The 12,258-nt window shown below is 74.4% G+C and carries 11 protein-coding genes and 3 tRNA genes; 7 read left to right on the top strand and 7 right to left on the bottom strand.

The genetic code is table 11. The features are described 5' to 3' along the window. Position 1: 1 nt before the first annotated feature. Positions 2-1,573, top strand: coding sequence for a histidine kinase (locus ABZS77_RS11645; protein ID WP_354821014.1), 1,572 nt, complete (start codon positions 2-4; stop codon positions 1,571-1,573). Further along, on the top strand, positions 1,573-2,247 hold the full coding sequence (locus ABZS77_RS11640; RefSeq protein ID WP_354821011.1) for a response regulator transcription factor: 675 nt from the start codon (positions 1,573-1,575) through the stop codon (positions 2,245-2,247). Before ABZS77_RS11645 ends, ABZS77_RS11640 begins: the two co-directional genes overlap by 1 nt. A 31-nt stretch (positions 2,248-2,278) precedes the next feature. Here ABZS77_RS11640 and ABZS77_RS11635 read toward each other — a convergent pair whose 3' ends face one another. The 5 genes from ABZS77_RS11635 to ABZS77_RS11615 form a co-directional block, all read right to left on the bottom strand. After that, positions 2,279-3,046 (bottom strand): ABC transporter permease subunit, encoded by a 768-nt coding sequence (locus tag ABZS77_RS11635; protein WP_354821008.1) that lies wholly within the window; start codon positions 3,044-3,046, stop codon positions 2,279-2,281. Next, entirely contained in the window at positions 3,043-3,975 is a 933-nt protein-coding gene (locus ABZS77_RS11630) for an ATP-binding cassette domain-containing protein (RefSeq protein WP_354821005.1), read from the bottom strand. The genes ABZS77_RS11635 and ABZS77_RS11630 overlap by 4 nt, the downstream gene beginning before the upstream one ends. 69 nt (positions 3,976-4,044) lie before the next feature. Then, positions 4,045-4,890: a polysaccharide deacetylase family protein gene (locus ABZS77_RS11625; protein WP_354821002.1), complete on the bottom strand. Its 846-nt coding sequence runs from the start codon at positions 4,888-4,890 to the stop codon at positions 4,045-4,047. 24 nt (positions 4,891-4,914) lie between these two features. Continuing rightward, on the bottom strand, positions 4,915-6,027 hold the full coding sequence (locus ABZS77_RS11620) for a cytochrome P450 (RefSeq protein ID WP_354821300.1): 1,113 nt from the start codon (positions 6,025-6,027) through the stop codon (positions 4,915-4,917). Positions 6,028-6,093: 66 nt separating this feature from the next. After that, the gene (locus ABZS77_RS11615) at positions 6,094-6,762 is read right to left on the bottom strand and encodes a 50S ribosomal protein L11 methyltransferase (protein WP_354820999.1); all 669 of its coding nucleotides are present in this window, start codon (positions 6,760-6,762) and stop codon (positions 6,094-6,096) included. A 177-nt stretch (positions 6,763-6,939) separates the two neighbouring features. Here ABZS77_RS11615 and ABZS77_RS11610 point away from each other — a divergent pair, with 177 nt between their 5' ends. Both ABZS77_RS11610 and ABZS77_RS11605 read left to right on the top strand, forming a co-directional pair. Further along, positions 6,940-7,689: a hypothetical protein gene (locus ABZS77_RS11610; protein ID WP_354820996.1), complete on the top strand. Its 750-nt coding sequence runs from the start codon at positions 6,940-6,942 to the stop codon at positions 7,687-7,689. Next, positions 7,614-7,769 carry a hypothetical protein gene (locus ABZS77_RS11605; RefSeq protein ID WP_354820993.1) on the top strand — a complete coding sequence of 52 codons (156 nt, stop codon included), beginning with the start codon at positions 7,614-7,616 and terminating at the stop codon, positions 7,767-7,769. Before ABZS77_RS11610 ends, ABZS77_RS11605 begins: the two co-directional genes overlap by 76 nt. An 81-nt stretch (positions 7,770-7,850) precedes the next feature. Here the strand turns inward: ABZS77_RS11605 and ABZS77_RS11600 are convergent, their stop codons facing one another. Further along, positions 7,851-10,781, bottom strand: a complete 2,931-nt coding sequence (locus ABZS77_RS11600; protein WP_354820990.1) for a M36 family metallopeptidase — start codon at positions 10,779-10,781, stop codon at positions 7,851-7,853. 165 nt (positions 10,782-10,946) lie between these two features. After that, complete coding sequence (locus ABZS77_RS11595; RefSeq protein WP_354820987.1) at positions 10,947-11,549, bottom strand: TetR/AcrR family transcriptional regulator; 603 nt, start codon at positions 11,547-11,549, stop codon at positions 10,947-10,949. Between the two features lie 378 nt (positions 11,550-11,927). Here ABZS77_RS11595 and ABZS77_RS11590 point away from each other — a divergent pair. From ABZS77_RS11590 to ABZS77_RS11580, 3 genes are all read left to right on the top strand, one after another. Next, positions 11,928-12,000, top strand: a tRNA-Gly gene (locus ABZS77_RS11590). 34 nt (positions 12,001-12,034) lie between these two features. Continuing rightward, positions 12,035-12,105: transfer RNA gene (locus tag ABZS77_RS11585), tRNA-Cys, on the top strand. Between the two features lie 13 nt (positions 12,106-12,118). Continuing rightward, positions 12,119-12,193, top strand: a tRNA-Val gene (locus tag ABZS77_RS11580). The last annotated feature ends 65 nt before the right edge of the window (positions 12,194-12,258 follow it).

Below are 12,258 nucleotides of genomic sequence, written 5' to 3'. Positions count from 1 at the left end.
CGTGAGGATTTCGGACCGCTGGACGTCCGGTCCGCCGTCCCGGGTACGCCGGTGGCGGCGTCCGCTGCTGGACGGGCTGCTCTGGGCGGCGATGGCCACCCCGATCGCGGGCGCCCGGTTGAGTCCGCCGTCCCCGCGGTGGGACTTCGCCCTGCTCGTCGGGTCGCTGGCGGTGCTGGCCGTGGCGGTGGTGTCGGCGCGCCGGTGGCCGCTCGTGGGTCTGCTGCTGGTGGTGCTCGGTTCGGTGCTGGACGGCAACTTCGTCTTCGCGATCCCGGTGTTCAGCTACCTGACCGGGCGTCGGAGCGCGGGTGCGGCGCCGGCCGCCGTGCTGTTCGGTGTGATCGCGGTCGGCGGCACGGTGCTGAACCTGGGGCTGCTCGGCACCGGTGCGGCCACCTGGTTCCTGCTGGCCTCGGTGCTGCTGTTCGCCGGCGTGTTCCCGTGGCTGGTCGGCCGGTACCGCCGCCAGCAGTGGGAGTTGACCGACGCCGCCCGCCGCCACGCCGAGGCGTCGACCCGCGAGCGGCGGGGCGCAGCAGAGCGGATCCGGTTGCGCGAGCGGGCCCGCATCGCCGAGGAGATGCACGACTCGCTGGGCCACGATCTCAGCCTGATCGCGTTGCGGGCCGCCGCCCTGGAGCTGGCCGACGACCTGCCGCCGGCGCACCGGGCGGCGGTGGGTGAGCTGCGGGCCAGTGTCGCGGCGGCGACCGAGCGGCTGCACGACATCATCGGGGTGCTGCGCGAGGAGGGCCGCCCGGCCGGTGTCGCGCCGGTCGGGGAGAGCGTCGTCGACCTCGTGGACGGTGCGCGCGAGGCCGGGATGGCCGTCCGGTTGGACGTCGAGGCCGGCGCTGCCGAACCGCCCGGGATGACCGGCGCCGCCGCGCACCGGGTGGTCCGCGAGGCGCTCACCAACGCGGCCCGGTACGCCCCGGGCGCCCCGGTCACGGTCACCCTCGCCCCCGCCGGGGACGGGATCGAGGTGCGGGTACGCAACGGCCCCGCGCCCACCGGCCACCCGCCCACACCGGCGTCCTCGGGCAGCGGGCTGCTCGCCCTCGCCGAGCGGGTACGCCTGGCCGGCGGCGTCCTGGACACCGGCCCGTGCCCGGACGGTGGTTTCGCGGTGCTGGCCCGGCTGCCCCTGCCCGCCGACCTGTCCACGGGTGCGCCGGCCGGAGGATGGTCCGCGGCTCCCCTCGACCCGGACGCGGGTGACGACGACGGTGGGATCGAGCGGCGGCTCGGTGAGGCCCGCCGCCGGGTCCGGCGCAGCCTGGTGACCGCGCTCGCCGCCCCCGCCGGTCTCGCGCTGGCGCTGTCGCTCGTCTACTACCCGTTCGCCACGGCCGGCACGGTGCTGAGCGAGTCGGTGTACGACCGGATGCGGCCCGGGACCGCGCGCGCCGACCTGGTCGGGTTGCCCCGCCGGCAGCTCACCGGGCCGCTCGGCGCGGCGGAACCGGGCTGCGAGTACTACACCGACGGCAACTTCCCGCTCGCCGCACCGACGTGGCGGCTCTGCTTCACCGACGGCCGGTTGGCCAGCAAGGAGCGGATCGCGTAGTGGACACCGAAACGACGGCGGAGCCCGTCCGGGTGGTCCTCGCCGACGACGAGGCGATGATCCGGGCCGGCGTCCGGGCGATCCTCGCCGCCGACCCGGGCATCGAGGTGGTCGCCGAGGCCGGCGATGGGCGGGCGGCTGTGGAACTGGTCCGTGCGCACCGGCCCCGGGTGGCGCTGCTGGACATCCGGATGCCGAGGCTGGACGGGCTGGCCGCCGCCGCCGAGATCCGTCGGGTGGCGCCGGGCACGGCGACGCTGATGCTGACCACGTTCGGCGAGGACGACCACGTGGCCCGGGCGCTGGGGCACGGCGCGAGCGGGTTCCTGCTCAAGGCCGGCGATCCGCGTGAACTGATCGCGGGGGTGCACGCGGTCGCCGACGGCGGCGCGTACCTGTCGCCGCGGGTGGCCCGGCGGGTGATCGAGCTGGGCGCGGGGCGGTTGGCCCGTCGCCCGGCCGCACGGGACCGGACGGCCGGGTTGACCGAGCGGGAACGGGAGGTGCTGGCGCTGGTCGGCGCGGGGCTGTCGAACGCCGAGATCGCCCGCCGGCTGCACCTCGTGGAGGGCACCGTGAAGAGCTACCTGACCAGCATCTTCACCCGCCTGGACGTGCGGAACCGGGTGCAGGCGGCGATCCTCGCGTACGAGGCGGGGCTGGTCGACGGCTGAGCGGGGACCGGTCCGGCCCCCGCTCAACGACTCAGGCGTCGCGCCGGCGCAGCGCGGCACGGCCCAGCAGCAGCGCCGCCGCGGCCCATCCGGCGAGCAGGAGCAGCCCGACCACGCCGGGGTACGGGTCGGTGTCGCCGGCCAGGAAGTGCCCGCCGGCCACCCCGGGGAACACGTCGGCGATCCGGTTCAGCACGGCGATGTCCGGTTGCTGGAGGGACAGCGGCACGATCATCAGGGTGGCGAGGAGCACGATGATCGTCAGCACCGCGCTGCGCAGCGCCGCACCGAGACCCACCGCGAGGACGCCGACCAGCGCCAGGTAGGTCGCCACGGCCACGATGTCGCCGACCGTGTCGGCGGCCGGCGCGGTGCCCCACTCGCCGAGGACCGGCCGGGCGACGAGGGCGCCGACACCGGCCAGCAGCAGCCCGAGTACGAAGGTCACCGCGCCGGCGACCACCGCCTTGGCCAGCAGCACGCGCCCGCGCGACGGGGTGCACTGCAAAGTGCTCCGGATGGTGCCGCTGGTGAACTCGGCGGTCACCGCCAGCAGGCCCAGCGCCAGCACCGCGTACTGGGTCAGCTCGACCGCGTCGATGACCACACTGCCGACGGTGACGACACCGGCGTTGTCGGTGAGGTCGTCGTTGGTGTTGCCGTTGGCGACGTAGATGGCCAGCTGCCCGGCGCCCGCCGCCATCACCAGCAGCCCGGCCAGGGCCGTCCACCAGGTGCTCCGTACCGAGGAGAGCTTGGTCCACTCGGCGGCCACCGCGCCGCGCAGGGAGCCGTTCATCGGGTGCCACCTCCGGTCGGGCCGCCGGCGTACTCGACGCTGTCGGCGGTCAGCTCCATGAACGCCTGCTCCAGCGACGCGCCGTGCGGGCTCAGCTCGTGCAGTCGTACCCCCAGCTCGTGGGCCAGGTCGCCGACGCGGTCGGCGGTGGTGCCGGTGACGATCAGCTCGTCCGGGCCGGCCGCCTCGACGGTGGCCCCGCCGGCGGTGAGGTGCGCCGCCAGGGTGGCCAGGCCCTCCCTCTGCGGGCTGCGGACGCGGACCGCGATCCCGCTGCCCGCGATGACCTCGTCCACCGGGGCGTCGGCGAGCAGCCGGCCCCGGCCGATCACCACGAGCTGGTCGGCGGTGAGCTGCATCTCGCTCATCAGGTGGCTGGAGACGAAGACGGTGCGTCCCTCGTCGGCCAGGGTCCGGGTGAGCTGGCGTACCCAGCGCACCCCGTCCGGGTCGAGGCCGTTGACCGGCTCGTCGAACATCAGCACCGGCGGGTCGCCGAGCAGCGCGCCGGCGATGCCGAGCCGTTGGCCCATGCCGAGCGACAGGGTCCGGCCGGGTTTCCCGGCGGCGTGCGCGTCCAGCCCGACGGTGTCCAGCACCTCGTCGACCCGACCGGCCGGGATTCCGTTGCTGCGGGCCATGGCCAGCAGGTGCGCCCGCCCGGACCGGGCCGGGTGGATGGCGCGGGCGTCGAGCAGCGCACCCACCTCGCGCAGCGGCCGGCGCAGCTCCCGGTACGCCCGCCCGCCGACCAGGGCCTGCCCGGCGGTGGGCCGGTCCAGCCCGAGGATCATCCGCATGGTGGTGGACTTGCCGGCGCCGTTCGGGCCGAGGAACCCGGTGACCCGGCCGGGTGCGACGTCGACGGTCAGGGCGTCGACCGCGACGGTCGCGCCGAACCGTTTCGTCAACCCACGTAATGTGATCATGCGGTGACGGTAGGCGTGGGGGCTGCCGCAGCACCGCGCCCGAACGGCACCACCCGGCCCTGACTTTCGTCAGGTCAGCGGCATGTAGTCCGTCAGCAGCGCCGGGGTGAGCCCGGCCCGGTGGATCGCCTTCAACGCACCCAGCAGGTCGTCCATGAGCGCCGGCCGGAAGTGCATGAGCAGCACGTCGCCGGGGCGTACGACCTTCTCCGGGGTCTGGTAGCGCACCTTCCCCTCGTGGACGGTCTCGGTCCAGTGGAAGACCGCCTTCATGCCGCAGTCGTGCGCCGCCCGCAGGGTGCTGGCGTCACGGTTGCCGAACGGCGGGCGGAACAGGGTGGGCCGCTTGCCGAACAGGGTCTCCAACCGGTCGGCCGCGCCGCAGATCTCCTGCTTCTGGAACTCGTACGACCGGCCGGACAGTGAGGTGTGCGAGATGGTGTGGTTCTCGACGACCCCTCCGGCCGCCTCGATCTGCCGGAAGTAGTCGGTGTGTTCCGCGGCCGCGGGCGAGTTGAGGAACAGCGTGACCGGGATGTGCGCCTCCCGGATGAAGTCGACCACGGCGGGCGGTCGGGCCAGCCCTCCGTCGTCGATGGTGATGAAGGCGACCTTCTGCTCGGTCGGCAGCCGGTGCCAGAAGGGGGCCGGACCGGTCGCCGGCAGCGGCACCGGCAGCGGTGGCGGGGCCGGCGGGAACGTCGGCACCTGCGACACGTACCAGGCCAGGCTCCCCGGTGTGGGCTTCGCCGTGGGGGACGGCGGGGCCGACGGTGTCGGGGCGGACGGTGACGGCAGCGGGCTCGCGGCGATCCGGCGGGCGTGGAACGTCGGCCCGGCTGCGCAGGCACTCAGCGCCAACAGGGCCAGAAGCGCGGTGACGAAACGGATCCGACGGGCAGGGGTGGCGGACACGCCCGGAAACATACCGAGTGAAGATCAGGCTTGGGGGCGCCGGATCACGAAGGCGTCGGGCATCCGGAAGGTGAGATTGTCCGGACACCAGGGCGCACGCACCACCCGGACCCCGTCCAGCAGCGGCGCGGCCTCGGCCACCACGACGGCCGCCTCCATCCGGGCCAGCACGTCACCGACGCAGCGGTGCGCGCCTGCCCCGAACGCCAGGTGCCGGCGCGATCCGCGCTGGCCCGGACGGAACTCGTCGGGCGCCTCGACGACCGCCGGATCCCGGCCGGCGCGGCCCAACCACAGCACGAGGCTGGTGCCCGCCGGCACGGCCGTCCCGCCCAGCGTGCCGTCCACCGCCGCCACCCGCCGCCACGTGACGATCGGCGGCTCCAGCCGCAGGCCCTCCTCCACCACGTCGGCGACCGCGATTTCGCCGCCGCGCAGCCCGGCCCGTACCGCCGGTTCGCCGGCGAGCCGGTGCAGCAGCAGGGTGAGGAACTGCGACGTCGTCTCCTGCCCGGCGACCAGCAGGAAGAACAGCGCGCCGACCACCACGTCCGGCGGGTGCCCGGCGGCCCTCAGGTCGGCGGCCAGCCCACCGCCGGTGGCCGCGAAGTCGCGCAGGACGCGGTGGAACCGGCCCACCTCGCCGGCGAGCGCCACCTGCCGGTCGGCGTCCAGCGGCGCCCAGAACAACTCGAGCGCGGCCCGGGCGAACTCCTTGACCGCGCCGACCGGGGCGTCCGGCAACTCCACCATCCGGGCCAGCACCAGCAGCGGCAGGTCGGCGGCGAGATCGGCGTACAGGTCGACGGGTCGGCCGGCGGCGAGCGCGGCGTCGAGCCGGGCGACCCGGCCCCGTACCAGCGCGGTGAGCCAGGGCCGCTGCGCGGCGACCCGCGCCGGGTGCAGCGCCTCCGCCACGATCGCCCGGACCGCCGGATGGCTGGCACCCGAGTTGTTCGCGAGGGTCGGCGGCAGCCGGAACCGGTGCGCGGCCAGCACCCGCAGCGCCGTCACCGTCATCGGGGTCACCGCGTCGAGCGCGTTGTCCGGCCGGTAGCTCACCGGGTCCGCGAGGACCTGCCGGACCAGCGCGTGCCGGGTGACGACCAGATGGCGTACGCCGACGTGGTCGGTCACCTCGGCGACGTCCGGCCCGGGTGCCCCGACCGCGGACTCCCAACTCCGGAACAGCACGCCGACACGCTAGCGGGCGGCTCCCGGCAGCCCGGCGCGCAGCTGCCAGACGGTGGTGCGCTTCACCCGGACGCTCTCCAACGCCTCCGGCACCGGCACGTCGTAGTGGGCCAGCTCGTCGAAGCGGTCCCGGGGCAGGAACGCCCGACCGGGGTCACCGACCAGCGCCGGTGCCCCGGCCCGCGCGGCGCGCAGCAGGAACCGCAGCACCCGGCGGGCCATCGCGTCGCTGTAGAAGACGTCACCGGCGAGCACCACCTCGGCGTCCCCGGCGTCGCCGTCGAGGATGTCGCCGAACTCGGCGTCGACGCGTACCCCGTTGGCCTCGGCGTTGAGGGCGACGGCCGCGACCGCCAACTCGTCCACCTCGACGGCCCGCACGGACGCGGCGCCGGCGCGGGCCGCGGCGATGGCCACCAGGCCGGAGCCGGACGCCAGGTCGAGCACCCGGCGGCCGGCGACCAGCTGCGGATGGTCGGTCACGTAGCGGGCGAGTGCCTGACCGCCGGCCCAGGCGAACGCCCAGAACGGCGGCGGCCGGTCGCTGGAGAACTCGCCCTCGGTCAGCTCCCACAGCCCGATCGGCTCGTCCGCCTGGTGCAGCCGGACCTCGGGGACGAACGGGACCGGAGCCAGCCGGGCGTGCAGCCGGACGAACGTGCTGGAGAGCTCGGACACCTGCCCGATTGTTCCAGCGACCCGCCGCCCGGCGTGTCGCGGGGGAGTGGTGACCGGTTCACCACCGTCGGTGAAAACCCGGCCCGTGCTTGCCGCCCGGTGCGAACACACCCGTCTGGTCGGGGCACCGCCCCGCTCCTAGCGTTGCGAGGTGGAGACGACCGAACGGAGGCGGCGGTGGTGACGGTGTGGCGGAATGCGCTGAGGGTCGGGGTGGTGCTGGCCGGCCTGACCGGGGCGGTGCTGACCCTGGCCGCACCGGCACAGGCGGCCTTCGCGACCGAGATGAGTGGCCTGCCGGCCCGGTTCACCGCCGGCGACCAGGTACGCACGATCTCCGCGGTGGTCTCGCAGACGGACCGGCGCGGCGGATGCGCGAAGGTGCGCTGGTCGATGGTGCTCACCGTGCGGGGCATCCGGCTCGACCAGGTGAAGATGGACCGGGTGGAGGAGAACGGCGACTTCCCGCTGGAGATCCGGACCGACGGTGACGTGGCCCGGCTGACCGACCGGCAGCTCGACCCGGGCACCCTCTGCCCGGGCCGCACGGTCACGGCCCGCTACCGGGTGGCCTTCGCCGAGGACGTCACCGACGGGCGGATCACCCTCGCCGCCGAGGCGTACGACGCGAACCTGCGACTGCTGGCCCGGCAGACCGCCACGCGTTCGGTGGTGGGGTGGACGCCACCCCGACCGCCCGGCCGAAGCCGACCCCGACACCCAGCGACCCGGCGAGCGAGCCGGACGGGGCCGCGAGCACACCGCCCGAGGAGCCGGTCGCCGACCAGCCGATCGACGCCGCGCCGCCCGGGGCGGGCCGTCCGGTCTCGCAGGCCGGCGGGTTCGGCCTGGTGCACGCCGCGTTCCTGCTCGGCGGGCTGCTGCTCTCGCTCGGGGTGGGGCTGCTGCTGCGGTTGCGCCACCTGACCCGGGCCGCGGCCGGGGAGACCGAGGACCCGCCGGTGGACCGGCGCTGGGAACGGCCGGCGCCCGCCGGCCGCTGGTGACCGCCCGCCGCCGACGATCGGGTACGCCGGCGGCGGGCCGCCAGCCGTGGGGGCCGGCGGATCGCCGCCGGCCCCCACGGTTCACCTGGTGAACGCCTGGAACTCGGCGATCCGGACCTGGTTGCGCGCCGGGCTGGCGGTCGCGCAGTCGGTCGTCGTGGCCGGATCGTCGTCCTGCTCGCCCGCGTAGTTCGGGCCGCCGGTGCACTGGCTGGCCAGCACCTCCAGCCGCAGGTGGGTGGCGACCGTGGCGGGCACCGTGAACGTCCGCAGGTTGATGTCCCGGCTGTACGCCCGGTACGCCCCGCCGGGGAACGCGTCGGCAGCGCTCGTGTAGATCCGCTGCCAGCGCGACGGGTCCGCGCAGTCGGTGGTCCGGGCGTTGCAGGCGGACACCGCGAACGAGCGCAGCGCGCTCAGCGCGTTCTGACTGCCGGTGTCGACGTCCCCGGCCGCCGGGGGACGCAGCATCGCGCTGACGTTGACCCGCGTGACCGTCCGCGGCATCCCACCCGACAGCGCAACCGTGAGCTGCCGACCGGCCACCCCGTCCAGGGAGGCCCAGTTCGTCGCCTCGGTGTCGTCGGCGATCCGGTCCAGGTTGACCCCGTCGCCGCTGATCGTGGCGCCGGACGCGGTGGACGCGAGGTTGCGGCTCAGCCGCAGGTCCACGAATCCGCTGCGGCCGGCGTCGGCGACCACGCTGAGCCGCTGGTGCCCGAAGCCGGGTGCCACGGCCAGCAGGTCGTACGTGCCGGCCACCATCTCCACGGTGTCCGGGATCGGCGTCGCCGGGTCGGTGTCCGCGATCGGCATCGCCCGAGCCTCGTACGCCCCGACGTACACCCGGATCGGCGCGTCGGCGCTGTCGCCGCGCGGGCGCAGGGTGAGCGTCGCGTTGCCGCCGCGCGGCGACGCGAAACTCGGCGTCGGGTCGGTGTCGGCGGCGCCGTTGGTGACCGCGTCGCGGCCCATCCCGGAGCGGGCGAACTCCGCCCAGATCAGGTCCTGGTTCGCCCCGCCGAAGCGCAGCAGGTCGGCGGTGAGCATGTTGTCCCGCATGTCGAGCATGCTGACCTGGCTGGCCGCCTGGAGCAGGAACGAGTCGAAGACCAGCTGCGACCAGCGCCGGTTGCCGGGGCACTTGTCGGCGGCGACCTTGCCCTGCGCGCACTCCGCCTGCCGTTGCGGGGTGCCGAGGCCGTACCGCTTGACGAGCGCGGAGCGGACCCGGAAGTTGGTGGCGCCCCAGATCTCCCCGTCGGCGTGCACCGCCGGCCCGGCCGTGTTGTAGCCGATGTCGGAGTAGTTGAGCGGGCTGCGACTCAGGTCGTAGTTGCGGATCCCGCTGATCAGGTTGCCGGTGACGTAGCCGCCGGTGACGAAGGGCGTCTCGCCGGGCGCGCGCAGGCCGTTCTGGTAGAGGTACTCGGCGGCCAGCAGGTCACCCCACGACTCGCCCATCGCGCCGCCCTGGTGGCCGCTGATCCCGCTGTCCGGGCCGGCGATCATCCGGTTGGTGATCGCGTGGGTGTACTCGTGGCCGATCACCGTCATGTCGTAGTCGCCGTCCACGCACGGCGGGTACGGGCCGCCCGCCAGCGGCTGCCACAGGTACATGTTCGTGGTCGGCGGCAGCCCGTCGCGCGGGGTGCCCTGGTTGGCGTTGTTGCGGTTGCCGCTCAACGCGCCCTGCTGGGCACGGCCCTGCTCGGCGTCACCGCCCAGGCCCGCCGGGGTGAGGTTGACCGCCTGGAGGTTCCACGCCGACTCGGTGAAGCCCAGCTGGTAGGCCCAGTCGTGCATCCGGTTGTGCATGGCGAAGAGGTTGGCGATCGACGCGTCCGCGTCGTTGCGCTGGGCGGTGGTGAACACCTCCGGGTTGCACTTCGCCTGGTGCCACTGGTCGGTGAACGGGTACTCGTAGCGGCGCTCCGGGCTGGTGGGCGCCGGGACGACCGGGGTGCCCGCACCCCAGGAGAGCACGGTGTTGGCCGAGTTGCCACGCGAGGTGAAGGTCGGCGTGCCGGTGGCCGCGTCGACGTCCCACGGCTGGCCGGTGGCCGGGTCGCGGAAGGCCGCCTGGCAGCCGGGTGCCGGGTCACCGCACCAGCGCACCCGGGGGTCCTGCCCGGGGCCGAGGTCGCGCGGCGGGGTGGCCGGGAAGACCGCCCAGCTCGGGTTGTCGGAGTCGAAGTCGACGAGGTCCTCGCGGACGAGCACCTGCCCGGTGACGCCGTCCACGTAGGTGGTGAACGCGGCCGGGTGGTCGCTGTCCGCGCCGATGACCGTCACCTCGTACGCGGATCGGGGGCCGTCCAGCGGGGTGGGTACGGCCACCTCGCGCACGGTGTGACCGGCCACCGCGTCGGCGTCCAGCCCGGAGTCGGCGAGCGCGGCGGCGTACGCCTGCTCGGCGGTGCGGGTGGCCGGCGCGGGCGTGCCGGTGTCGCGGGCGAGCGACGAGCTGACCGAGAGCACCGACCCGCCGGCGACGGCGACGGTGACGAGGCCGTCCGGTCCGGCGGGCAGGTCGCCGAAGCGTTGCCGGAGGGTGACCACCGCGCCGCTGCCGATGGGGCGGACCAGCACCCGTTCCATGGCGGCGACGGTGGCGGCGTCCATGCCGAACAGGTCGCGGTTGGCGGTCAGGTAGGCGCGGGCGGCGGCTTCCGGGTCGGTGGGCAGCCCGGTGGCGAGGGGGGTGCGGCCGGGCCCGAGCGCCTGCGGGGTGCCGAAGCGGTTCCACCGCACGTCCGGGTCGGCGGCGCGGGCCAGGCCGCGCTGGCGGGCGTCGGGCGCGGCCGTACCGGCGCGGTTGTCGACGTCGGCGGGTTGGTGTCCCTCGGCGAACGGTCCGGACCGGCGTTCGGCGGACGGCGGGGTCGCGCTGGGGGCCGCGGTGCTCACGCCGGTGGGGAGCAACGCGGCGACAGTCGCCGTCGTCGCCAGGATGGCGATGAGCCGGCGTCGACGCCGGCTCATCGGGGGTGACCACTCCGGTTGTGGCACGGGACCTCCTCGTGGGAGCGGGATGGCCGGCGACGGCCGGCCGACGATGCGCGGGTGACGCATGCGCATCTGTGGATATCAGCCGGCCGGGGGCAGGGCAAGGTCCGGAGCCCTGCGAATGTGGTCCGCCCACCGTCCGGCGCCGTCGTCGGCCGCCGGCTCGGCTCAGTCCAGCTCGGCCGGGTCGAGGCCCAGCTCCCGGGCGGTGACCAGGCGCACCCACTCGCCGAACTGCCGGCGGGAGATCACCCGGTCGTGCACGGCGAGCTGCACGGCGAGGCCGTCCATGACGGCGCTGATCCGCCAGGCCGCCCCGTCCGGGTCGGCGCACTGGAAGGTGCCGTCGGCCACCCCGGCGGAGATGACCGCGGCCAGGTCCTGCCGCCACCGCAGGTCGAGCCGGCGGGAGACCTTCTCCAACTCGGGGGTACGCAGTGACTCGGACCAGCCGTCGATCCACATCGACCAGGAGGTGGCCCGCCCGGCCGGTGTGTAGAGCTTGAGGATCCGGCGGAGCTTGGTCAGCGGCGGGGCCGTGGACCGGGTCACCGCGTCCAGTCGGGCCAGGTCCTGCTCGACGGCGTACGCGAACGCCTGCGCGAGCAACCGTTCCTTGGTGGCGAAGTGGTAGAAAACCAGTGCCTGACTCACGCCGGCGGCCTGCGCGACGTCCGCTGTCCGGGTGTTGGACAGCCCGCGCTCCACGATCACGTCACAGGCGGTGCGCAGCAGGGCATCCAGGCGGATCTCGGCCGCACGTCTCGTCACGACCGTTACCGTAGCCCATCCAACCGAACACGAACAGTTACCACCGGTGCCCGATTCGTGCTGCGACAGTCGGAAGCCGGACACTTCCCCGAGGCCCTGTCGGTCGTTCATACCGAGGGTGTTCGTCGAGGTCCTCTGGCCGTCCCCGAACTGCTGGGAGGCCCGCCGGCGGTGATTCGCCCCGCAGGTGCCGGGCTCGGTCGCGTGGTGCCGGAGTGTGACGGCAGGGCGGCAATGGGGAACCAGGGCAGCCCCCTAGGAAGCCTGCGGGTGGTGGTCGCCGGAACGGACCGGACGCGCCGAGACGCCCCCCGAGTTGGCAGTCGTTCCCGGGCTCGGCTAAAGTTCTCATCCGTCACCCGGGAACACCGGGGGCGTGCGGACGTAGCGCAGCTGGTAGCGCATCACCTTGCCAAGGTGAGGGTCGCGGGTTCGAATCCCGTCGTCCGCTCGGAGCTGCCGCCACGCATGACGGGGGCAACCTCGGTGGGGTGGCCGAGAGGCGAGGCAACGGCCTGCAAAGCCGTGTACGCGGGTTCAAATCCCGTCCCCACCTCGGTATCAAGCACGGGCGATTGGCGCAGTGGGAGCGCGCTTCCTTGACACGGAAGAGGTCACTGGTTCAAACCCAGTATCGCCCACCAGGGGAAACGGCTCGTCACCACGTGTGACGAGCCGTTTCGTGTTGTGCCGCCCGCCCTGCCAACCG

Source organism: Micromonospora sp. NPDC005298 (assembly GCF_040607375.1).
In the GTDB taxonomy this organism is placed as follows: Bacteria; Actinomycetota; Actinomycetes; order Mycobacteriales; family Micromonosporaceae; genus Micromonospora.
The sequence above is the reverse complement of the archived record's forward strand: the minus strand, read 5'-3'. Positions and strand labels throughout refer to the sequence as shown.